General features: G+C 59.0%; 19 protein-coding genes. 6 read left to right on the plus strand and 13 right to left on the minus strand.

Features of this window, described 5'->3' with window-relative positions; genetic code table 11:
• Nucleotides 1-69: 69 nt before the first annotated feature.
• Nucleotides 70-1,992 (plus strand): cell division FtsA domain-containing protein, encoded by a 1,923-nt coding sequence (locus tag QZ326_RS01205; RefSeq protein WP_295740404.1) that lies wholly within the window; start codon nucleotides 70-72, stop codon nucleotides 1,990-1,992.
• A gap of 264 nt (nucleotides 1,993-2,256) precedes the next feature.
• Entirely contained in the window at nucleotides 2,257-3,117 is an 861-nt protein-coding gene (locus tag QZ326_RS01210; RefSeq protein WP_295740406.1) for a hypothetical protein, read from the plus strand.
• Here the strand turns inward: QZ326_RS01210 and QZ326_RS01215 are convergent.
• From QZ326_RS01215 to QZ326_RS01275, 13 genes are all read right to left on the minus strand, one after another.
• Nucleotides 3,066-4,478, minus strand: coding sequence for an AAA family ATPase (locus QZ326_RS01215; protein WP_295740408.1), 1,413 nt, complete (start codon nucleotides 4,476-4,478; stop codon nucleotides 3,066-3,068). The two genes, QZ326_RS01210 and QZ326_RS01215, sit on opposite strands and share 52 nt — an antisense overlap.
• A gap of 132 nt (nucleotides 4,479-4,610) precedes the next feature.
• On the minus strand, nucleotides 4,611-4,787 hold the full coding sequence (locus QZ326_RS01220) for a putative motility protein (protein ID WP_295740411.1): 177 nt from the start codon (nucleotides 4,785-4,787) through the stop codon (nucleotides 4,611-4,613).
• 4 nt (nucleotides 4,788-4,791) lie between these two features.
• Complete coding sequence (locus QZ326_RS01225) at nucleotides 4,792-5,070, minus strand: carbon storage regulator (RefSeq protein ID WP_295740413.1); 279 nt, start codon at nucleotides 5,068-5,070, stop codon at nucleotides 4,792-4,794.
• Nucleotides 5,064-5,519 (minus strand): flagellar assembly protein FliW, encoded by a 456-nt coding sequence (locus QZ326_RS01230; RefSeq protein ID WP_295740415.1) that lies wholly within the window; start codon nucleotides 5,517-5,519, stop codon nucleotides 5,064-5,066. The genes QZ326_RS01225 and QZ326_RS01230 overlap by 7 nt, the downstream gene beginning before the upstream one ends.
• 14 nt (nucleotides 5,520-5,533) lie before the next feature.
• A complete protein-coding gene (locus tag QZ326_RS01235; RefSeq protein WP_295740417.1) occupies nucleotides 5,534-6,145 on the minus strand; it encodes a DUF6470 family protein in 612 nt (203 codons plus the stop codon).
• 50 nt (nucleotides 6,146-6,195) lie between these two features.
• Complete coding sequence (locus tag QZ326_RS01240) at nucleotides 6,196-7,638, minus strand: hypothetical protein (RefSeq protein WP_295740419.1); 1,443 nt, start codon at nucleotides 7,636-7,638, stop codon at nucleotides 6,196-6,198.
• A gap of 26 nt (nucleotides 7,639-7,664) precedes the next feature.
• Nucleotides 7,665-10,538: a FlgK family flagellar hook-associated protein gene (locus tag QZ326_RS01245; protein WP_295740421.1), complete on the minus strand. Its 2,874-nt coding sequence runs from the start codon at nucleotides 10,536-10,538 to the stop codon at nucleotides 7,665-7,667.
• 84 nt (nucleotides 10,539-10,622) lie between these two features.
• Entirely contained in the window at nucleotides 10,623-11,105 is a 483-nt protein-coding gene (gene flgN, locus QZ326_RS01250; protein ID WP_295740423.1) for a flagellar export chaperone FlgN, read from the minus strand.
• Nucleotides 11,106-11,108: 3 nt separating this feature from the next.
• On the minus strand, nucleotides 11,109-11,420 hold the full coding sequence (locus QZ326_RS01255; RefSeq protein ID WP_295740425.1) for a flagellar biosynthesis anti-sigma factor FlgM: 312 nt from the start codon (nucleotides 11,418-11,420) through the stop codon (nucleotides 11,109-11,111).
• 202 nt (nucleotides 11,421-11,622) lie between these two features.
• The gene (locus QZ326_RS01260; protein ID WP_295740427.1) at nucleotides 11,623-12,693 is read right to left on the minus strand and encodes a chemotaxis response regulator protein-glutamate methylesterase; all 1,071 of its coding nucleotides are present in this window, start codon (nucleotides 12,691-12,693) and stop codon (nucleotides 11,623-11,625) included.
• A 34-nt stretch (nucleotides 12,694-12,727) separates the two neighbouring features.
• A complete protein-coding gene (locus QZ326_RS01265; protein WP_295740429.1) occupies nucleotides 12,728-13,573 on the minus strand; it encodes a protein-glutamate O-methyltransferase CheR in 846 nt (281 codons plus the stop codon).
• Complete coding sequence (locus tag QZ326_RS01270) at nucleotides 13,566-14,057, minus strand: chemotaxis protein CheW (protein WP_295740431.1); 492 nt, start codon at nucleotides 14,055-14,057, stop codon at nucleotides 13,566-13,568. Before QZ326_RS01270 ends, QZ326_RS01265 begins: the two co-directional genes overlap by 8 nt.
• 21 nt (nucleotides 14,058-14,078) lie before the next feature.
• Nucleotides 14,079-16,172, minus strand: coding sequence for a chemotaxis protein CheA (locus tag QZ326_RS01275; protein ID WP_365327964.1), 2,094 nt, complete (start codon nucleotides 16,170-16,172; stop codon nucleotides 14,079-14,081).
• Between the two features lie 124 nt (nucleotides 16,173-16,296).
• On the opposite strand from QZ326_RS01275, the gene QZ326_RS01280 reads away from it, so the two are divergent.
• From QZ326_RS01280 to QZ326_RS01295, 4 genes are read left to right on the plus strand one after another with little or no spacing between them, the layout of a single operon-like run.
• Nucleotides 16,297-17,727: a hypothetical protein gene (locus QZ326_RS01280; protein WP_295740433.1), complete on the plus strand. Its 1,431-nt coding sequence runs from the start codon at nucleotides 16,297-16,299 to the stop codon at nucleotides 17,725-17,727.
• Nucleotides 17,714-18,049 carry an EscU/YscU/HrcU family type III secretion system export apparatus switch protein gene (locus QZ326_RS01285; RefSeq protein ID WP_295740435.1) on the plus strand — a complete coding sequence of 112 codons (336 nt, stop codon included), beginning with the start codon at nucleotides 17,714-17,716 and terminating at the stop codon, nucleotides 18,047-18,049. Before QZ326_RS01280 ends, QZ326_RS01285 begins: the two co-directional genes overlap by 14 nt.
• Nucleotides 18,046-18,675 carry a PilZ domain-containing protein gene (locus QZ326_RS01290; RefSeq protein WP_295740437.1) on the plus strand — a complete coding sequence of 210 codons (630 nt, stop codon included), beginning with the start codon at nucleotides 18,046-18,048 and terminating at the stop codon, nucleotides 18,673-18,675. Before QZ326_RS01285 ends, QZ326_RS01290 begins: the two co-directional genes overlap by 4 nt.
• Entirely contained in the window at nucleotides 18,672-23,744 is a 5,073-nt protein-coding gene (locus QZ326_RS01295) for an S-layer homology domain-containing protein (protein WP_295740439.1), read from the plus strand. The genes QZ326_RS01290 and QZ326_RS01295 overlap by 4 nt, the downstream gene beginning before the upstream one ends.
• The last annotated feature ends 19 nt before the right edge of the window (nucleotides 23,745-23,763 follow it).

Here is a 23,763-nt window from a genome sequence, read left to right on the forward strand (position 1 = left end):
GCCTGAAAAGCAGCTTTGCTGTTTTCAAGTTATTTGACTATATCATGAACAAAAAGGAGCGTCGGCTATATGGCGGAATACAAAGCGCAGGAGCAGGATATGATCTTTGCCCTGGACATTGGCACACGCAGCATTGTCGGCGTTGTGGGACAGCCTGTGGGCGGCCGGTTTAAGGTGCTGGATATTGAGATAGCGGAGCACGGCAGCCGCGCTATGCTGGACGGTCAGATCGACAACATCCAACAGGTGGCATCCCTGGCCCGGACGGTGACGGACCGGCTGGAGAGCCGTCTGGGTATTCGCCTAGAACGGGTCGCAGTGGCGGCCGCCGGCCGTGCGTTGCGAACCCAGAGCGGCAGCTTCATTATGGATCTGACGCAGAAACAATCCATCTCCGCAGAGCAGATCAGCCGGCTGGAGGCCGGCGCCCTCTCCGCTGCGGAGGAGGCTCTGCAAATGGAGGAGGAGACCCGGCGGCAGTTCTTTATGGTGGGCTACACGGTGGCTCAGTACCGTCTGGACAATTATCCTATGATGACGCTGCTGAACCACAACGGCCAGCGGGCAGAGGCAGAGGTGGTGGCCACCTTCCTGCCCGGCGAGGTGGTGGAGAGTTTATACACTGCCATGCGGGCCGCAGGGCTCCAGGTGGCCAGCCTGACACTGGAGCCCATTGCCGCTATGAACGCCGCCATTCCGGCGGAGCTGCGGCTTTTGAATCTGGCTTTGGTGGACATCGGCGCAGGTACCACAGATATTGCCGTCTGCCGGGAAGGCAGCGTGGTGGGCTATACCATGGCCACCATTGCCGGAGATGAGATCACCGAGGCGCTGATGCGGGCTTTTCTGGTGGATTTCCAAACTGCAGAGACGATGAAGAGAACGCTGTGCCCAGGTGAGGACCTGACTTATACGGACATCTTGGGAATGGAGAACACCGTCCCCTATGAGGAGGTTCGGACCGCCATTGAGGAGCCCCTGGGCCGCCTGGCGGAGGCCATTGCCCAGCGGGTTGCTGAGGTGAACACCGCTGCGCCCTCGGCCCTGTTCCTAGCTGGCGGCGGCAGCAAGCTGGATGGATTGCGGGAGCGGGTAGCCAAATGCCTGGGCATGGATGAGCGCCGGGTGGCCATTGCCGGCAATAACTACGCCAAAAGCGCCTTTGCCGATGAGATCAATTTGGAGAATCCCGAATATGCCACGCCTTTGGGCATCGCCGTTTCCGCCGGACTGGGGCTGCTGAATGACAGTTATGTAGTCACCCTCAATGGGGAGAAGGCAAAACTCTTCCGGAGTGGAAGTCTGACGCTGCGGGATATTCTGCTGATGAACGGCTATACCTATGCTGATATGCTGGGCAGAACTGGAAAAAACCTGAATGTCATGTTAGACGGCAGGCGTGTCCGTCTGCGGGGTGAGCCTGCTGTACCTGCCATATTGATGGTCAACGGCGAGGAGGCGGCGATCACCTCTATTGTCAACGCAGGCGATCATATCACCTTCACCCCCGCCCGCTCTGGCGCAGATGCCGCCAGGACGCTAGGTCAGCTTTTGGGAGAGGGATATTCCGGCCGGGTACTGGTGAACAATCAGGATGTACCGCTGGATACGCCTCTGCAGCAGGGAGATGTGATCCTGACCCTGGAGGGAGGCACACCTGCAGCGGCGCAGAGCGGGGAAAGCGGGGAGGTTCCGCCCCCTGTACCGCCGCCTGCTCCGCCGGACCCTGTGTCTGTGGAGCTTCCGGCTTCTCCCGCCGTGGTGAAGCCGGCGGAAAAGCCGAAGGGGGTACATCTCATTTTGAATGGAACGCCACTGACCCTGCCGGAGAAGGACAGCGGCCAGCCCTATTATCTGATGGACCTGCTGGAGCGGTCCGGGCTGGACTTTGACCACCTGGAGGGGCCGGTTCGTATGACAGTGAACGGTATAGAGAGCGGATTTAGCCAGTCAGTGCGGACTGGAGATGTAATCACCATTCGGTGTGACTGACTACCGGTGCAATAACAATGACCGAGGCGGAGCGGCCCTCTAGGGGACGCCGAAGTCCGATCCTCTGGAATTTGGAGTGTGAAACGATTGAAACGCGAAAAAAAAGAAAAGGCGCCAAAACCAAAAAAGGAGAAGGCGCCGAAGCCCAAGAAGGAAAAGAAGCCCCGAAAACCTAAAAAGGGCAAAAAAGGCGCCGCTCCGGAGTTGGAAAATCAGGAGGAAGGCCTTGTTGAAACCGGAAAAAAGAGCAGAAAAAAGAAACTTTTGATAATTCTATTACCCGTTTTGCTTTTGGCAGTGGGCGCAGCGGTATTCTTTTTCGTCATCCGTCCCAGGCTGGGCGGTGAAAAGCCGGAGGAGCCGCCGCCTCCGCCTGAGCCGGTGGAGCTTCCCCTCATGTACACCATAGGAGAGACCGAGGTCCATGCCCTGCCGGTGTGGGGCGAGAGCACGGTTTACCTGGAGGAGCAGGAACTGCCGCCGGAGACGCCGAAGGACCCCGGTGACGGGGAGGAAGACACTGAGGAAGAGCCGGTGGTGCCCACGGCGGTGACCTACCGTTACGAGGGCCTCAGCAGCCCCGGAACCCTGGCCTCCGTGTACACCACTCTGATGACCCTTGATGATATTGGCTTCTCCCAGGTGGATGAGGAGCTGATCCGCATCACGGAGCCGGAGCCTTTGGCCGTGGAGGCTGGCTCCGTCTGCCTGGCGAAGAACGCTCCGGAGGACGGAAAGGCCATGTCTATTCAGCTGGAGTGGACAGAGGAGCTCTGCACCGTCACAGCAGACCTGGTAGACGGCAGAGTGAAGAATCCTCCGGAGCCGGTGTCCCCCGCCGGTCCCATGGGCATGTCGGCAGATCAGATGATAGACTATATGCAGTCCTTGGATCCCTCCGTCCTGGGTCTGGAGGACACCAGCATGGAGAATTATGACCTTTTGATACAGGACGGCTCTGTGCTGATTGACGGAATTCCCTGTGTCCGGATCAATGCCTACCGGATCGACAGTCAGACCGGGACCAATGAAATCGGAGGAAACTACTTCCTCTCTCTGGACGGAAGCCATCTTTACAGGCTGGATGTGGCCAGCAACTCTGTGGAGGAGCTGGACGCTCCCTGACGATCCGGAAGCAGTCGCAGCTGCCCTGGCATGCCGCTCAGGGCGAAGGCTTTCCACCCCGGGGGAACTTGAGAGAAAAGCGGGGTGAGCACCCCCTCCAATATGCTGACTGAGGAGCGCATGGAGAGGGCGTCCTGCCCCGGAGTCAGAGCTTGAACTGTGTCCGGCGCCACAGAGGTGATCTCCAGGCCGTACTCCCGGCCCAAGGCCCGGATCTGTTTGGCAGTGATGGCCCGCCGCGCGGCCTCGTCCAGCGGCCCGAAGCCAATGAGGCCGCCAAATCGGCCTGCGATCTCTGTCAATACCCCCTGGCGGACCATAGCCCGCCGCGCCTCCTCGTTTTCTTCAAAAAGCCGCTCCGCCAGTTCCGCTGGCGAGGCGGCTTTTTTTCTTGCCTCTCTTTTCTCTGGGGAAGATTCTGCGCCGGAGAAGCCCAGGCGGCGCTGTCCGCTGTCCGCTGTCAGGTCGGCATTAGTGGTGAAGACGAAGACGCACTGCCGGAAGTCCAGTTCCCGCTCTCCCCCGTCGTCCGCCCGGTGGGCAGTACATCGTCCCTCATCCAAAATGGACATGAAGACCTTTAGCACCTCCGGGTGGGCCTTTTCCAGTTCATCGAACATAAATACGGTGCGGGGATTCCGGCGTACCGTCTCAAAGATGGGCTGGTCCTCATAGCCCACATATCCCGGTGGGGCGCCGGTGAGACGGTGGACCGAGTGAGCCTGGGTGAAGGTGTTCAGTTCTGTCCAGACAAACTGGTAGCGCTTTCCGCAGCAGCGTTCCAATGCCGGGGCCAGGGCTTTGCCCAGCTCTGATTTTCCCACCCCGGTGGGACCGTAGAAGATCAGAGAGAGAGGCCGGGCCGGAGCCTGCTTGCCCACGTGACTGTACAACCGGAAGGCTGTGGCCTCCACAGCATACGCCTGCCCCAGCACGGCCCTGCCCAGCTCTTCCTCCAGACGGCGAAAGAGGACCGGCCAGATCTCAGAAGCGGCAGGCCGGTGTTCCGGACGGGGCAGGGGACGGGCCCGGAATACCGATCCGCTTGGCTCCACCTCCCGCCGCAGAGACTGAAGTCGGGCGGAGAGGGCCTGGAAACTGTCAAAGCGCCAGACATTCCGGCCAAACAGCACTGTCAGCACAGGACTCTTTCCCCGGTAGGTCACCGTGGGACGCCAGTAGAGAACATAGCCCTCCCCTTGGCGGAGAAACCCCAGAGAGGTCTGCTCCGGTGTGCATCCCACGGGCATCTGGCAGTTTTGGAATTCGTAGCCCTTGCCCTGCCGGCAATGAATGTCGATGCAGGTCTTCAGAGCCTGAAAACCTGCCGGTGAGGCGGTACACAACTGATAAAAGGTCAAATTGATTCCTCCTACAGGGTAAATTTGGAAATTTATACCCATTAGTATTTCCAAAAACCGCAGATGACAAACTGTTTTGACAACAAAAAAGCCGGCATGGCGCGTTTTCGCGCCATGCCGGCCGATGGCCGGTTATGCGTAGGTGTCAATGTATTGACCCTTGGCAGGAGCATCCGGGAGCATATTCAGCAGCTCCTGGGCGGCCATCTCCATGGTGTCCATAGCCTTCCGCTCCAGAGCCGTGGAGTACTGCACAGAGAATTGGGCTGCGCTCATACTCATAGCGGCGCTGGCAATCGAGTCCATCATGATTTCACACTTCCTTCCTGGGTGTTTTCGCAGACGGTGGGGTCTGGTGAGAATGCTCCGGGCTGCCGCCGAAGAGGTCCAGCAGCTCAACCGGTGCGGTTTCGCCTGCGGCAGAATCCTGGTTGGCGGCTGTGGCGTCTACTAACTCGCTGCGCAGAATGGGCACATCCTGGGGAGCGGAGATGGCCAGACGAACGCGTCCGCCATCCACGGAGACTACCGTAATGGAGATATCTTCACCGATGACCAGAGACTCACCGGGCTTGCGCTGTAAGATCAGCACGTAGAGGCCTCCTCCCTGGAGGCAAATTCGGCCAGAGAATGCCGCATGCCATAGCGTTCTGTCTCCATAATGATCTGGCGGGCCTCCCGGGTTCCGGGGTGGATGACCAGTGGGCATTTCAGATTCACCGTGCTGGCGGAGACGGGCTGCTTCACTGCACACATCACATAAAAGCACAGCTTTTGTATGTCCTCCACACCGAAGAGCTGCAGCTCCGCCTTACGGAGAGCGGGGGTGTAGTTCGGGCAGAGGGAGAAGGGGTCCATCACCACAAAGGCCAGGGCCGGTGTGCCAGTGCTCTGAAGGCACAGCAGATTTTCTCCGCTGCCGTCAAAGGGCAGCAGAAGAAAGCTGTGCTCATCGTCGAAGCCAAAAAGACCGGTGGGAAAGGTAATGGTTTCGGAGAGTTCATAATCGATCTCTCCGAAATACTTTGTCTGGAGCTTCAATGAGGAACCTCCTGTCATGCCTGCACGTCAATGGGCTCATAGTTGGGATCGGCGGAGGGGGGAACGTAGAGGGGGCCGCCCACATACTTGATGATGACCTCAGGCTGCTGCTTCACGGTGATCTCAATGTCGCCGGGCACAAACTCAAATTGAGTCTGGTTGAGCCGCCAGTCGAAGTTCAGCTTATCCATTTCAAAACGAATATTCAGCTCTGCGGGGTCCCAGCTGATCTCCGGTCCAGTGGTGGGGATGAAATCCAGCCCTGGCTGCGTGTTGATGTCGGGGCTCAGAGCGGTGAAAGAGAACTGCGCCAGGGGATCGCCGCCGCCCACCTTGGCTTTGAGCAGCAGCTCGCCCTGCTGAGCATAGGTGGCTGTGGCCTCATAGGCGGCCTGCTGACCCTTCTGGGCATTCTGCTCAATCTTCTGAGCGGCGGTGGGAGTAATGGAGCTTTGCATCTCAAAAGTGTCGATGTTCAGGCGAATGGGACGGCTTTTAATGCTCAGGCCGCCTTTGTCCCGGGAGATTTCCAAATCTGCCGTAGCATTCGCGTACTCCAGTTTGGCGCGGGAGGTCTTCATTTCGATTTCGATTGGGACACTTGTGATTTCAATGAGCTGGTTCATAAATCATGCCGAACTCCTCTCTATATCAAAATACAAAACTACAATATCAATCAGGTGAAATTCATATAATCCATGAGGCTCTGGCTGAGGACGCTGTTTCCCACCTTCAGCGCGGTGTCATAGCAGTACTTGGCGAAAATGAAGTCGGAGATGGCCGCTGCCGGGTCTACGTAGTCGATGGCCTGAATCTGTTCATTGAGCGTATAAGCGTTGCTCTCCAGCTGTTTTTGGTTGTTCTGCAGGAACTGAGACTGGGTGGTCAGCTCCGTGTAGCGGTCCTTCACCCGGAAGGAGGACTCCTCAAAGGCGTCCACCAGGGCGTTGAACCGGGCCTCGTCCTCGGTAGTGGCAAAATCGCCGTTCTCCGGGCTGCACCGCTGGAGAATGGTGCCGATCTCGTCAGTGATGGAGACGATATTCTTGGGGATATCAGTAAAGGTGAAGGGCTGATCAGGATGAACGACGCCTTCGTCATCGGTGTATCCGGGTACCGTATAGGACCGGGTCTCGTGGCCGTAGCCGCCCAGGAAGTTCACCGCGTGGAGCGCTACATTATAGACGCTGGAGGTCTCCACCTGGCCGCCGTTCATGTCGTAGCCCAGGCCGATGTCCACATACTTCTTCTCGCTTTTGGAGAAATAATCCAGCTTCTCCAGGTCGGAGGGATCGTCGGAGTCCACAGGCACGCCCCGGTAGCAGAGAGTCCGGCCGGCCTTGAACTCGTCGTCAGTGGGCTCGCCGTCGCTGGTGAGGTAGCGCTTGGTGACGTTCTCGTCATAGTCGGGATTTTCCTCGGGGACCTGAGCGGCAAGATTGGAGTTATTAGTTCCCGTGCCATCCGGTTTCAGATATTGGCCGAAACCGGGGTCACCCTGGGCGGCGGCCGGATCATAATTGGGGTTCAGCTGGGGCACCTTATTAGCGTCAGCGGCGATATTGGTTCCGACTTTGCCCCCCTGACCGTCATCCATGAGATATTTGAACGCCGCCTCACTGTCCGGCGCATACTCCGGATTAGCCTTAGGCACCCAAGTCAGAGGGACATTCAGGGCGTCCGCGCCGGAGAAGACAAAGTTGTCGCCATACCGGCCGTTCATGAACTGGACCATGTCATTGGCGTGGGCGGTGATCTCCTGGCCCAGGGCGTTGCGGGCGGAGGCATCGGGATCGTTTATCGCCCGAAGGATGGCGAAGTAGGCCGAGCCCTCGGAGTTGGGGTCGGTGTCGATGACTTTCTCCACGCTGGTTACAGAACTGTAAGCCACGTCGAACTTGCGCACCGTGGTCTCGTTGAGGGTGTGCTGGCTGCTGGTGCGCAGATAGGACCGGCGCAGATGGAAGCTGTGAGCCGCGGTGGCGGGGTCCTCCGCGAAGGAGTTGAAAGCCCGCCCGGTCATCACGGTGGTGATGGACTTGTTCAGAGTAAAGGTGGAGCGCTGGAGATTGTAACGGTAGCTCTTCATGGAGCCCGTGACTGTCATACGAGGAATCATGGGTATTCCCTCCTTCTAAACGATTATCAGGTAGTCAGGCCGGTGTTGTTGATGAGCTTATCCAGCACAGAGTCAATGGTGGTCATCAGCCGGCAGGCGGCGTTATAAGACTTGGCGTACATCATCAGATTCATGGCCTCGTCGTTGAAGTCCACAGAGGACACGGAGGCCCGGCTGGTGTCGATGCTCACCTGAGAGGCGTAGAAATTGTCCAGCTGCTTGGAGGCAATATTCCGGTCTTCGCCCAGAACGGTGTCGATATTGATCCACATCTGCTCCAGAGTGCCGACGAACATGGAATCATGGCGGACATTATCCACACCCTCGTATTGTACAGCATCGGGCCGGAATTCCAAGTCTCTGTAAGAGAGGCTGGTGAAATTATTGATAATATTGTCGCTGTCCGAGGAGGCGGGCTCGGAGGAATCTGGAGGGCAGATGAAAGAGGGGACAATCTGGAGAGCATTTTCGGCCCAGTCCAGAGAGATGGAGATATTGGTGGCAGTGATGGGGGGATCGTCGTCGTTGCCGTTGCCGTTGTTGCTGAAGAGATTTCCGCCCCGGAAAGCGCCATTGCGAATGACATTGCCGTTGTCATCCTTCAAAGGATCGCCATTGGCGTCCGTGCGCGGCTCGGCCAGATATTCCTCAACGGAGTTGTACCCGGCCAGAGGGCCAGCCGCAGTGCCGGCAGTGGGGTCGGCCGGGGCTGTGACCCAGGCAGGAATGTCCTCCCACTTATCATTTTTGTTCAGGGTGTAGGTCTGGGTGGGGTCATTGGGATTTGTGACCGTCAGCACCGCACCATCGGTGCCGGTGGGGTCAATAAATTCGCCCTTGGGATTTACCAGATATCCCTGGTTCATCTTGTTCATCTCTGTGGCAAAGGTGTGGGCCAGCAGGTCCAGGGACTTCTGGTAGTAGGGGATGCCCCGCTTGGTGATGGCATTTTCGTCGATGTTGGCCACGGTATCCTGGCTGGAGAACTCACCGGCCTCGGTCAGCAGCTCCCGCTGGGACTGGAGCTTGCCGTACAGGTCGTTGTCATCCAGCTTCACCGCAGAGGAGGGAACCTTCTCATATACCTGCTTGATATAGGTGGGCTCGCCCCGGGCCGCGTCCAGGTCGTTGGTGTAGTAAGCTTGAATAGCGGCAATCTCAGCCGGAGTAGGGTTGGCGGGATCAGCGGGCGCGGCGGGAGGAGGATTCCCCCTTTGGTCATATTTGACGTAGCGGTAACCGCTGATAACAGCCGGATTGTAGTTTTGGTTTACCTTGGGCGTCCATGCCTTGGCATACTCGTCAGTACCCACTCCAGTCAGCACGGGAGTTCCATCGGCATTAAGCATCGGGTTGCCCGCAGCGTCAAACTGGACCTCAAGATATTTGCCGGTTGCCGGGTAATTTGGGTCTATCTGATCGGCCGGCTTCCCAAAATTAGGATTGTAGTGGTACACCTTCGCGGCCTGCTGGGCGTCGCTGGTACCCGTACCACTGCTGGTAAGATAGGGATAAGCAGTAGTACTGCCTTTCTTCCAAAGAGGATTCCGGGCAATATCGTCAGACAGCTGTTTGATATAGGTGGTGATCTTAATGGCGCCGGTGGCTTCGTCCACTTCGGTTGTGGCCTTGCCGCCGCTCTGCTCGAATTCCTCTGGTGTAATCACCGTCTTGGTGGGCTCCCCGATGGTGAAGAGCAGACGCCCATTGCGGTCCTTCAGTTCGGAGACGGTGATGTCAAAGTTTTGGACGTGAGCGGCCTCCGCGTAGGTGGCGGTGGCTGTGCCATCCGCTTTCAGATACAGCAGGCCGTCATTGGCACCGGTCTTGTCGTAGTCCGGATTTTCATTGGTGACCAACTTGGCGTCCGCCTCATTGGCAGTAGGATTGCCGTCTTTATCCAGATAGAGGTTCTTACCATCGTAAGCTGGATCAGTGGGATCCAACAGAGAAGCAGGATTTCTCTGCGGCACCTGTGCCCGTGCTTCATTGTTGGTCAGCGTCCCATCTGCCTCCATATATTTATAGGCCTTTTTGTTCAGAACGGCGTCAATGGAAAGCTGAGAGGAGTAGATGCCGTCGATCAGCACGGTCTCATCGGTGTGAACAGAGGAGTCCGGGTTGGCGTTGTCCAGCTTGATAATCAGCTTTTCAACCTCTGCGCCTACGCCAATCTTCTCCGTGCTGTAAGACACATCAATCTTGATATACTCGGAGAGCTGGTCAATCAGCAGATTCCGTTCATCCCGCATCTCCAGGGCGTCGTCACCGGAGATGTCCGCCTGACGGATGTTCTCATTCAGGTTCCGGATGTTGGTGAGGATGGTGTTCACCTGGGAGACGTTTTGCTCAAACATCGTCACGGTGCTCTTGTACTGCTCCTCCAGCCCGCGGCCATAGGAGCGCATCATATCAGCCAGATTTTTGCAGGCGGCCTTTACCTGGATGTCATACTCATTGTGGCCCGTCTCGGCGGTCAGGTTGTTCAGTGCGTCGAAGACCTTGCGGAACTCCGCCGCGAGAATGCCGAACTCCTTACCCTCGGTAATTTCTCCGCCCTTGCCCGTCTCGTCCAGAACTCCGGCGATACGGCTCAAACCCTCCAGAAGAGCGTCCATGGCGCCGACGTCGGCGGTCTTGGAGCGGTACTGGATATCCAGATAGGGGTCTCGCAGCTGGGACAGGCCATGGCACAAAACGCCCTGCCCCACCTTCACGCCAGTGGTGGAATAATAGCGGTCCGCGCCGGCATTATAGAGGCTCTTCTGATCCAGCCGCTGCCGGGTATAGCCCGAAGTGTTGACGTTGGCAATATTGTTGCCGGTGACTGTCAGGCCGATCTGGGAGGCGTAGAGCGCCAGACGGGCCTGCGTAAAGGAACCAAATGTACCGATACCCATAAATAACCTCCATGCGCCCCATGGCGCCAAGCTCGAGATGCGGCCTTCATAACGAGGGCCTCTATAAAAAACCTGTGCGCTTTATCAGGCGCGAAAATCTGTTTTCATGCTGGGGGGAGTGTCCGGCGGCGGAGGCGGCACATAACCGGGCCCGCCCTCCGGGGCAGATGCTCCGCCCATGCTGGTGATGATCGCGTCGACTTCCCGCAGGTGCCGCTCCAGCACGGTCCGGGCGCCGTCCGCCTCCTTGCGGTAATCCTGATACTGCTTTTGCAGCAGGGCCACGGCTTCTCTGGCCTGGCCCTGCGCCTCCGGAGGAAAGTGCTCCGGCATGCGGGAGAGGGGGAGATCCCCGCAGCCCAGCTGGGAGAGCAGTTTCTCCCGGGTCTGCTCCATGCCGCGGAAAGCCAGCGTCATGGCCTGCTCCTGCTTCATGATTTCGTCCAGGGCCATCAGATCGTCGCTGTTGGCGGCGGCAGCCTTCTTTTGGGCCAGGGCGGAGAGCTGTTCCAGATTCTTTCCCAGAGAGCGGAGCAGGGCGAGATACGCCTGATATACGTCGCTCATCGGTCAAGCCTCCGTCAAAAACAGCATCCGCCCGGCAATCGCCATGGGATCGGGCGTATATTCCCCGGTGGATACCGACTGGCGCAGGGCCTGAATATCCCCGGTGGTGGTGGCGGTCCGGACCTCCTGAGAGAGGCGGCTTACCAGCTGCATCTGGAAGGCGCTTCTGCCCTCGGGCAGAGGGGAGAAGGTGGCGGAGTCATATTTGTGTTCCACCGCGGACTGGGCGGAAGAGCCCCGACGAAGAGTGGAATAATAGGACTTGGAAGCGGCCACAGAGGAGACAGGGCTGGGACGACTGGAAGAAGTCAGCACGACATCTCACATCCTTTCTGTAATGTTAAGCTGATCTCTTAATATTCATATCGGCATTTATGCAGAAAAGTTAAGGATACAGGGAAAAGAACTTTTCGTGCAGAGGGGAGTTTCTGGAAAAAACACGGCGGAACCCAAACGGGTTCCGCCGTGCCGTATACATATTAGTTCGCATTCTAACGGCAGGGTACCGGGGAATGCATTACAGAGTTTTCAGGTGCCGCAGCAGCACGTTGGCCACGCCTTCGCAGGGAGCCTGAGTACACACTGCACCGATGTCGTGGGCCACCTTAGGCATACCGTAGACCACGCTGGATTCCTGGTCTTGACCAATGGTGTAAGCGCCTTTGCGGCGCATGGCCAGCAGTCCTGCCGCACCGTCCTGGCCCATACCGGTCATGATGATGCCCACCATCTTGCAGCGGACCACCTCTGACATGGACTGGAACAGGGCGTCCACCGAGGGGCGGTGGCCGCTGACCTTCTCTCCCGGCATGCAGGAGACAGTGTACTTGTCTCCGATCCGGACGATTCGGGCCTGCAGATCCGCAGGAGCCACCAGGGCCAGCCCGCGGCGGAGCTCGTCGCCGTTTTTGGCCTCCCGCACCTCCATCTGGCAGAGGTTGTTCAGACGGTTGGCGTACATGGCGGTAAAGCCCTTGGGCATATGCTGTACAATGACCATGGGGGGAATGTCGGCGGGCAGGCGCTTCATGACCTCCAGTGTGGCCTCTGTTCCGCCGGTGGAGGCGCCGAGGCCGATCACCACGCTGTTCAGGGCGGGGTTGCCCCCCAGAAGCCCGGTGGGAGAGGCAGAGGCCGCTGCCGCGGCAGCGGCTGCTCCTGCGGCGGAGACCGCCGATGGACGGGCGACACGGACCCGGGACATGGAGGCCACCAGCACCTTCTGGGCCAGGGCGGTGATAAAGGAGGCCTGAGTGTCCTCGGTGGAGGGCTTGCGGACAAAGTCCACTGCTCCGGCGGCCAGGGCGTCAAACACTTTCAGATTCAGCGAAGAGACGAGAATCACAGGTATGGGGTTGGTGGGGAGATACTCTTTGAGGAACTCAATACCGTTTTGACCGGGCATCTCCACGTCCATCGTAACCACGTCGGGGCTCAGGGCGGGAATCTTCTGCCGGGCGTCCAGGGTATTGATGGCGAATCCCACAACCTCGATCCTGGGATGGGCTGAGAGGCCTTTTGTAATCATGCTGCGTGCCAGCAGCGAGTCATCCACCACCAAGACGCGGATTTTTTTGCCTGGTATCATGTCTGTTGAGAAACCTCCTTCAAAGGGATCGCTGTTATTTCTGGAAGACCGCCGTGGCAAGCCTGCGATAGGGTGCACTGGCACCCAGATTTTCCGAACAGCTGATCATGAAATAGCCGCTGGGAACTGTGGCGTCATAAAAACGGCGGACCAAGGCGTCTTTGGTGGGCTGGTCAAAATAGATCATCACGTTGCGGCAGAAGATCATGTCGAATTTCCGCCGGAACTGGATGGGGCCCATCAGGTTGAAGGTCCGGAAGTCTACATTGTTCCGCACCGCCGGAGAGACGGTGTGGGTGCCGTCTTTGTTAGGGGTGAAGTACTTCCGCTTCCACTCCAGAGGAATGGTGTCCGGCAGGGTGTATGTACCCTTTCGGGCGGCAGCCAGTGCCTGGGCGGAAATGTCCGTGGCCAGGATGCGGGTGTCCCACTGGCTGGCCTGGCTTCCCAGATAGTCGAAGAGGAACATGGAGAGGTTGTAAGGCTCCTCGCCGCTGGAACAGCCCGCGCTCCAGATAGAGAGACACTTGTCGCGCTGGTGACGCTGGACCAGGTCCGGAATGATCTTCTCACGGAAGAAGTCCAAAGGCTCCTTCTCCCGCATGAAAAAGGTGTAGTTGGTGGTGAGCTTGTTGATAATCAGAGTGATTTCGCTGTCCTCTTTTTTGTCCAGCACGTGATTGACAAACTCTCCGAAGCTCTTGTAGCCCAGCTTCCGGATGGCAGGAGAGAGCCGTCCGGTGATGAGCTGCTTTTTCTGAGAGAGGTCAATGCCGTAGGAGGACTGGATGAAATTCACCATCCGCTTGAAGTCGGCATCGGAAATCATCATGGGGGAAAAGGCGCCTGCCCCCTCCGCGCCCTTGGCCGCGTCACTCATGGGGGATCAGCTGGTCGCAGTCCAGCACCAGCATGGTGCCGGAGCCGTCGGGCAGGGTGCACATTCCGGACACCAGCTTCTGGGCGCTCTGGGAGGGAATGGGCAGGATGCTGGCGTTGGGGATATCCAGCATCACCTCAACGGAGTCCACCAGAATGCCCAGCTGGGTGCCGTTGTAGTTCAGAACCACCAACAGGCTTTCGCTCTCCAAAGAGGGCTTGCCCAGCCGCCGGCGGATATCCATGATGGGGATGATCTGACCGCGCATGTTGTAAATACCGCAGATATAGTCCGGCATCATGGGCAGATAGGTGGCCGTGTGGGTGTTCAGAATTTCCACCACATACTCGGCGTCCACACCCAGGCGCAGGTCGTCTGTGATAAAAATCAGATATTTCCGGCTCTCTACCGTCTCTTCCAAAGTGGGAATCTCCGGGGTATCCTCCTCAATTTGGAACAGGACATTTTCATTTATTCCGCTCATTGCGTTTCCTCCTTCGGCGTCTTACGCGCCCCGGGCCGCCGCGAAGAGGCCGCCCGCGTCCAGAATGATGCTGATGTTGCCGTCGCCCAGGATACTGCATCCGGTGATGCCGAAGTTCTTGACGTCAAAGCTGTTGACGTAGGCGGGCAGCGGCTTGACCACGATCTGCTGCTCGCCCAGCAGCTCATCCACAAACAGACAGTAGGAGACATCGCCGGACTCCAGCCACATCAAAATGCCCTCCTCAATCTCGTCCGTGCCGCTGGGGAGATTGTAGAAGTCCTTGGCGCGGATCACGGGGTAGTACCCGTCCATAACCTTGACCATCTCGCCGTCGATGGAGTCGTGGAGGATATCCGTGGAATTGATCTTCATGGTCGAACGGATATTATTGATGGGAATCGTGAAGATGGAGTTACCCACAGAGACCTCCATGCCGTCCATGATGGCCATAGTCAGGGGAATGCGCATGGTGGTGATCATGCCCTTGCCCTGCTCGCTGGTGATGCTGACAGTGCCGCCCAGGCTCTCCACGCCGCTTTTCACCACGTCCATGCCTACGCCGCGGCCGGAAAACTCCGTCACCTGCTGGTTGGTGGAGAAGCCGGGGGCCATGAGGAAGTTCAGGATTTCCTTGTGGCTGTACTCCACATCCGGGAAGGCGATGCCGTTCTTGATGGCCTTTTTCAGCACGGCCTCGTCGTTGACCCCGGCGCCGTCGTCCTTGATCTGGATGATGACCTCGCTGCCGGTGTCTTCGGCGGAGAGGACGATCTCGCCCACAGGGTCCTTGCCGGCGTCAATACGGTCCTGGACGTTCTCCTCAATGCCGTGGTCCATGGAGTTGCGGACCATGTGCATGATGGGGTCGCCGATGGAGTCCACGATGGTTTTGTCCACCTCGGTGTTCTCGCCGATGAGGGTGAGCTTGACCTGCTTGTTCAGCTTCTTGCTCATGTCCCGCACAATACGGTTCATCTTCTGGAAGGTGTTGGACACCGGAATCATCCGCAGGGACATGGACACATCCTGAAGCTCGTCAGTAAGCTTGCGCAGCTGCCGGGCGGACTTGGAGAAGGCATCCAGATGGAGCCCCTTCAGATCCGGGGAGGCGGTGACCATGGCCTCAGTGATGACGATCTCGCCCACAATGGCGGAGAGCTGGTCCAGTTTGCTCAGACCCACGCTGATGAGGCTCTCCTTCTGATGCTGCTGGTTGTTGGCGGCCGGCGCTGCCGGCGCGGGCTTAGCGGGCGCAGCAGGCTTGGGAGCCGCCGCGGCCTGGGGGACGGGGGCCTCCTCCGCTTCCTCCTCCTGGGGCGGGGCGGGGACATAGTCGTGAGGCTGGTAGGAGTGTACGGATCCGGCTTCACGGATTACGGGGATGGACCGTTCCCGGTCATCGGCGTTTTTGAACATCAAAAGGAAGCCGTTGTCGATAATCTGCTCGGAGGTGGAGGCGTCGCTCTCCACAGCGGCGGGCTCATAGAGGAAATCCGCCTCGGAACAGAAGCTCTGAATAGAGGTGATCAGCATGTAGGCCCGCAGATTCTCCATGCCGCAGCCGTCATCAAAAAAGACCCGCAGCTCATAGGGGAAGTCAGGGTTTCCCGTGCCGGGACCGGCAGGGACCGCGGCAGGCGGAGCCGCCGGAGCAGTCTCGGCCGGGGCGGGCGCCGCGGGCGCGGGGGCCTCCGCCGCCGGTTCCTCTCCTTTAATTTTAGCGATCAGGCTATTAATATTTGCAAGGAAGCTGTCGACATCTTTATTAAGGGGCTCTTCTGCCTCCACCTTTTCCATTTCCTCACGGAAATAGTCAACGGCGTGGAGCATTACATCGAACAGCGCAGGGCGGTCCGCATCTTTAACCACGGACATCGTGCCCTCCCGGATCAGGAAGAACATGTCTTCGATCCGGTGGGAGACCGTCGCCAGGGTGTCAAATTCCATCATGGCGGAAGAGCCCTTGATGGTATGCATAATCCGGAAAATTTCGTTCACGTTGTCCTGGGAGAAAGTATTCTCCTTTTCCGCGTCCAGAACGATTGTCTCCAGCTGTTCCAGCAGGGAGTTGGTCTCGTAAATATACATGTCCAGGATGTCATTGCTGCTCACGGGAACACCACCTCATTCGTCTTTTTTAAATTTATCGGCCCGACGCCGCAAAAAAATAAGTAGTCTTCTGAAGATTTTTCTGCTATGATATACAGTATAAGTCTTTTTCTGCGAGGTGTCAAGAATGCCTGATCTTTTGGGAGCAACCAACCCGGTACCGGGGTATGACAAAGCAGTCACCAACCGAAATCTGCCGGTGTCGCCGGACAACACGCCGGTACAGAATGTTCCGGACCCCAGCAGGGTCACCAAAACGGACCAGAGGACCGACCAGCAGGATCACGACCTCCAGGGGGACGGCCAGATCCGGTACGATTCCAATTATCAAACCTTCCTCCAGCGCCTGCGGGATACCCCCGGCATGGCGGAGAGCCTGTCCCGGCTCTTCTCCGGGCGGGAGGGGACCGTGGTCCTCTCCGGCATGAGCGAGGGGATTGCCCAGGAGATGAGCCAGATTCTGGAGATGCTCCGGATGGACAAGGACCAGCTGCTGGACTTTCTCATGGGGCAGTTCCGGGCGGGCACCCGCTTTGGCGGGGCGCTGTTCGCCCTGCTGCGAAACGCCTACGCCCGGGCCTCCTCCGACGGCGTTCGGGCCGATATTTTGCAGTTCCTGCGCAGCTACGCCGACTTTGGCTCCACCGCCCACATCGAGGGCAATATCCTGCGCAACCTCTCGGACATGGCCGACGCCATCCCCGCCAGCTGGGCGGAAAAGCTCCGGGAGCTGACGGCCCAGCTGGAGAACGGCATGGCGGCGGGGGACCGGAAGGGGAACGTAGAGCTTCTCCAGCGGGGGATCTTCCCCTACATGGCCGGCTATGTGGAGCGGACCCATGACCTGGGACTGCCCCGCACGCTTTTGACCATGCTGGCGCTGAATCTGGCCCGGTATGAAAACGGCTCTGAGGAAAAATTGCTGGAGGCCTTCCATCAGCTCAGCGGATATGGTACACTGAAGGGGCAGCTGGGCGGCATCGACGATGAGTCCCTTTTGCGCCTCCTGCGCAGCAGCCAGCTGAACCAGGGCGGGACGGCCATCCGGTTTTCGGACCACCTGGCGGCGGCGGCGGCCCGGGCCCTGCGGGGCGAGGGCGGCGCCGAGGTGCAGCAGGCCTTCCAAAACCTGGTGGGAGCCATGCTGGTGAACGAGAGCGTCTACATGCCGGTGAATCATTACCTGATCCCCCTGGAGTGGGACGGGCGGATGTTGTTCTCCGAGCTGTGGGTGGACCCGGACGCCGAGGAGGGGCAGAGCCGCGGCGGCGGACGGGGGAACACCATGAAGTTCCTCTTCAAGATGGATGTGCAGTCCTTGGGGCTGTTCGACATTGTCCTCACCGCCCGGGACGGCGAGGTGGACATCCAGATTGCCTGCCCGGAGAAGGTGGTTCCCTTCTCCAGGCAGATCGAGACCGCCGTGTCCCAGATTCTGGCGCGGAACGATCTCAGGCCCTCCCGCGTGGCCGTGCGGCGGCTGGAGCGCCCGGTCACGCTGACCGAGGTGTTCCCCAAAATCTTTGAAGGGAAGAACAGCGTGAATGTCAAGGTCTGAAGGAACGAGAAGCGCCGCCAAAAGGGCCGTGGCGCTGCAATATGGGCCGAACGACGCCGCGCCGGTCATCGTGGCTTCCGGCATGGGATACCTGGCGGAAAAGATCGTGGAGACGGCGGCGGACAACGGCGTGCCCATTTACGAGGACAACTCCCTGTCCACCATTTTGACGCAGCTGCAGCTGGGCCAGGAGATCCCGCCCAGCCTGTATCAGGCGATTGTGGAGATCTATGTGTATTTCCTCCGTTTTGATGTTGCCGGAAGAGCGGCGGCGGAGGCGGAGGAGCGCGGGGGCGGCCCGCAAGGAGAGGAGACGACATGAGCGAGAGGCAGGAAGAGCGGCTGTATCTGCTGCTGGACAGTGTGAACACCCCTCTGGCAAGAGGCCGGATGGAGGGCCCTGCCAACGGGAATATCCTCCAGATGCTGGTGCTGGACAACGATGTGGAGAAGGTGGCAAAGCATGAGGTTATCGTGCTGATGAGCATGAGCGGCAGCGAGCCCCCGCTGCAGTGCCGCATTGTCCGGCAGCGGGGGGACCGGGTGGCGCTGGAGAAGATCGCCAGCCTGGACCCGGACCTGCGGCGGAATCTGCGGGTACCCATCAAGTTCGATACGTTTATCTATCCCATCACCGGCCAGTGGCGGGGACGGCGGGCGGTGCAGTCCATCGACCTCAGTTGCGGCGGCGTGGCCTTTTACGGAGACGACGGCCTGGAGATCGGGGAGAAGCTGGAGATGGTCATTCCCGTGACGGAGGAACCGGTGCTCCTGCGCTGCCAGATCCTGCGCAGGCAGGAGCTGCGCAACGATAAGGTGCTCTACGCCATCAAATTTGTGGATATGTGTGACAACGAGGAAGTGACGGTGCGGGAGGCGGTTTTCAGCATCCAGCTGGAGAACCGGCCCCATACCGCGGGCGACGACAACAGGGAGGAACAGCGATGAACACGAACAAGAGAGGACGGAGGACCGTGCGGGCCGCTTTTGCCAGAAGACTGACGTCCCTGGCGCTGGCGGTTGTGATGCTGTGGAGCCTGCTGCCGGGGCTGACCCCGGCGGCGGAGGCCGCCGAGTGGATGGAGCCCTATCTGGAGAAGCTGGTGGAATGGGGCGTCATGCAGGGCAATTCCTCCGGCAACCTGAATCCGGACCGGGTGCTGACCCGGGCGGAGTTTGTCACCATGATCAACCGGGCCTTCGGTTACACGGAGCGGGGGAGCACCCCCTTCCGGGATGTGCCGGAGAACGCCTGGTATGCCGATGACATCAACATCGCCTATCAGGCTGGCTATTTTACGGGTACTTCCGAGACCACCGCCAGCCCCCTGGGGCGGGTGACCCGGGAGCAGGCTGCCGTTCTGTTGGGACGGAACCTGCGGCTGCAGGGCATCCCCGGCGTCAACAGCAACTTCACGGACGTCCAGCAGATGGGCAACTGGAGCCGCGGTATGGTGCAGGAGTGCGTGGAGCTGGGCATCATCCAGGGCTACGCCGACGGCACCTTCCGTCCCAGGAACTACATCACCCGGGGGCAGATGGCCTGTTTCCTGGTGCGGGCCCTGGGCACTCTGGTCCATAAGACCGGCGAGCAGATTGCCGGCGGCGTGTACGGCAACCTGACGGTGAATACCTCCGGCGTGAAGCTGAAGGATACCGTGGTCACCGGTAACCTGTACCTCAGCGGCGGTGTGGGCCTGGGCAATGTGGAACTGGAGAACGTCACCGTCATGGGCAAGATCGTGGTCTGCGGCGCTGGCGAGGCCGAGCGGGGCCAGAGCAGCATCATTCTGCGCAACGTGACGGCGGAGGCCATGGAGATCGACAGCATGTCGGACCACTTTATGACTGTCCGCACCGAGGGCCTGACCAATATTGCCGACACCACCGTCCGTACCTCAGCCTATCTGGAGGACGTGACCGACGATGGCCTGGGCCTGCGCGTCATCACCTTGGACGGTACTTCTGACGGTACGCAGCTCCAGCTGGCGGGCAACATCAAGGAAGTTGTGAACATCACGCCCAATTCCAACCTTCAGGTGGTCCAGGGCGTCACCAATACGCTCACCGTGGATGAGCGGGCCACCGGCTCCTCGCTGAGCATTGCCAACGACACCTCTGTGAAGATCCTGAATCTGGACACGGGCACCCCGGTCACCGGCAACGGCGACGTGAGCCAGATGAACGTCAACGCCGCCGGGTCTACCGCTACCATGCTGCCGGACAACATCTTCATCCGGCCCGGCATTGAGTCCAATATCCATAACCAGGTGATGGACAATATCGCGGCGGAGGAGTCCTCCGACGAGCCCCGCCTGCTGGCGGGCTATCCCCTGATCAGAAACCTGGCCTCTTCCTCGGCGGACGGCGTGTTCAGCACCAACAAGCGGGGCACGCTGTACTGGGCCGTCTCCACGCTGCTGGACGGCTCCGTGGGCGAGGACGAGCTGCGCACCCCCTCCGCCTATCCCGGCAAGATTCTGCGCAGCGGCACCATCAACGTTACCGCCTCCAAGACAGAGATGACCACCCGTCTTACGGGCCTCTCCCGGGAGGGCTCCTACTACCTCTCCGCCATGCTGGTGGATGAGCGGGGCCACACCAGCCCTGTGAAGGTTACAACCTTTACAACCACGGACGATTCCACGCCGGCGTTTGCCACCGGCTACCCCGAGGTCATTCTCACGGTGGACCCCAGCGACGACCAGGAGCAGATCATCCAGGCCCGGGTCATGGCCACCAAGACCTGCCAGCTGTACTATGCTCTGCTGCCCCAGAACTCCACCGCTCCCACGGCAAGCGCGCTGCGGGCGGGCGCCGTCACCGGCAATCTGGGCTACGGCGTGATGGAGGTCTCCAAGAACCGCTCTTACCTGATCTCCCGGGTCAACACCGCCCACCTGGCGGAGGAGACCACCTATGACCTGTACTTCTGGCTCAACGACGCGGACAACGGCAAGAGCTCCGCGGTACGGCGGCTCCAGGTCACCACCAAGGACATGACGCCCCCTGTGGTCACCAATATCTACCAGAGCAAGTCTGACCGCACCAGCGCCCAGATCACCTATTCCATGAGCGAGCGGGCGGACCTGTTCTGGGTGGCTGTCAAGGCCGGCGAGACCCTTCTGCGGCCCACGGTCACCGGCGACATCATCGAGCCCACGGACCTGGCCGCCAAGATTCAGGTGGAGTCCGGCGGCGGCAACGCCGCGGTGGTCAGCAGCGGCAGGACCACGGCGGCCCAGGGCGACACCAACTATACCTTTACCATCAACCGCCTTGAGGAGCAGGGCGTGTACGACCTGTACTACGTGGCCAAGGACCCGGCGGGGAATTACTCCGACGCGGTGCTGGTTCTGGAGGACGTGATGACCACCGATGCGACCCCGCCCCTGGTGGAGGTGGAGTTCAGCCGCTTCAACGAGAGCGCGGGCGGCGTCATCAACCCCTGGGTGGAGAGCGACGTGACCCTGGTGTTCAACGAGATGGTCCGCGGCACCTTCAAAGACGGCAACATGGACCGTTATGACGACTTCTACACCCTCTACGAGAAGGTGACCGGCACCACCGGTACGGAGCAGAACCAGGCCAAGAGCGAATTGGCGGCGGCTCTGCGGAAGTATATCAGGTTCTATCCCGGCACGCCGCCCACCAGCGGCAACCCCCGGCAGGACCCGGTGCTGGACATCGGCCTGGACGATAGCGGCACCCCCCTGCCCGTAGGCACGGACAATCCCAAGAAGGACACCGAGCCCTGCTGGATCGACTTCCGGGAGGCCACGGTCACCCGGACGGACGGCAAAATCAAGATCACCTTCCCCGGCAACGAAGGCATCAAGATGCAGAGCGGCGGCACCTACTTCTTCCGTGTGGAGAGCGTGGTGGACGCCTCCGGCAACATGATTACCCCCAACCCCACCTATCTGCCCAGGCCGAACGGCTTTACCACGGCCTTTGCCACCGTGTATGTTACGTCCAATGACGACGAGAATACGGTGGATGATAAGGCGGCGAAGATCTTTGAGCTGTCTCCGGAGGATACCCAGGCCGTGCCGGAAAATACCCGCTGGGATATGCTGATCTGGACGGATTCGGACATTGAATACACCCTCTATGTCCGGGAAAAGGGTGCGGCCACATGGATTTCCTTGGGTAATTGCATTGCTACCGTGACGAATGTCCCCAGCGGAAAGATTTATAACAGCCTCAGCGGATATACAAACTTTAAGGATAATGTGCTGGACTGCGGTCTGTTCGGAACCTATGAGGGGCGGCCCTACCTGAGGAATTTGACCAAGGAAGTGGAATTTGCCATCGTTCCCAAGGAGGACACGGTGGAGAAAACCATCAACATGGAGATCACCCTGCTGGCGGGCGCCAACACGGTGTTTGACAATATCTCCGTGGCCGGCCAGGGGCAGGCCTCCATGCTGACGGGCCGGGATGTGACGCCCATCGGCGAGCCGGACCCCTTCCCCATTGTCATCTCCCCGCCCAGCAAGGCCCCCACGATCAGGGTTCCCTATTTGGGCATTGACGTGGGTGATGAGGCTGCCTCCGTCATGGTTCAGGTGGACCGGTACGGTACGGTATACTGTATGGCTGTTCCGCTGGTGAGCTATGACACGGATACAGACGGAAATCCTGTCGGCGACGATTATGTGATGCACGATGTGTATCCGGAAGTAAGCGACAGCAGGCCCCGCTTGGAGACGATCCCCACCAGCCAGAATAAGGCTGGGGCAGTCACGACGATGACGCTGGATTCGGACGCTCCCGAACCCCGGCGGGTCATCAACAAGATGAGCCAGGCTGTTACAACCCGCTTTGCCGATTCGGGCAGCGCGTTGCTGAGCACCTACGGAACTACGATCAACATTGGAAGCCTGACGGCAAACACCACATATTTGCTGTATCTGGTCTCCGCGGACGAGAACGGTACTCCGGCCTCCAACGCCATTTGCTACAAGTTCACCACCACGCCGCCGGAACCGCCGAAGATCACCATCGTACCCAGCGGCAGTACCCGGACCAACATTCAAGTGGATAAACCCGCTACTTTGGATTATATCTTGGTGCGCAACCAGCAGATTCAGGGCGCCAGCAATCCTTTTATGGCTAAGTTCACATATGATGATACTACGCCGGGAGCTACAAACCTTGCGGATAAGGAGCTTCCCTCAAACTGGTCGGGAACGGTGCTACAGGCCATGAGAGACGCCTACTATGAGGGCGATGTCTTCAAGGGCAGTATTTTCGATGTCTGTGCGTCCACGGCGGCGAAACAGGAATACGCCGGATATATTCGGGAGCCCAACGATGTGTTTGTGAACCCTGCGCCGGCAATGAATGTCACAACCACTGTGCAGTCTCAAACAGGGCAGTTTAATCTGACAGGTATGGAAGGCCAGAACTACTATACATTGGTCGTGGTAGCCAGAGGTCAGAACTCCACCAGCGATGGGTTCCGTGCCATGTGGTCGTACTACAACATCCAGAACGACTTCCTGTATCTGCTGAGCGGCAGCGTGGACCCGGAAAGCACGAGTGCGAGTCCAGACGTATCCTATACCGGACCTCTGACGCTTACATTCAGCGGCAACCTGCACTTCAACGTGCGGGATGGAAATGAGGAAAAACCGACCCCGGTGGACAGCTGCTGGCTGACTCATGCATTGCATATTACGGACGGCAACAATGTGAGCGATGGTCATGTAAATATCGGATCAATCATGTTCCCATCGTCTTACTCAGCGATTACCATGACGAATCCGACCCCGGAAACAACAGGAACAACGCACGGAAGTACTGTGAAGCAGGTGCTGGAGTTTAATGTGAAGAACGCCAGGCCAGGCACAAGCATTACATTTACAGCGGGAATCTGCGGTTCTAACGGCGCTGTGCGAAACAGCACCAGCGATGCCTCCTTGCAGGTGACGTTAAGGAAGAGAACCACTGGCGGCATAACAGAGTGGTACCTCGAGTGGAACGACGCTTGGAACAGCAGCACCGAGTAATTTACGCAAATAAACCCCT

Source organism: uncultured Oscillibacter sp. (assembly GCF_910587525.1).
In the GTDB taxonomy this organism is placed as follows: domain Bacteria; phylum Bacillota; class Clostridia; order Oscillospirales; family Oscillospiraceae; genus Oscillibacter.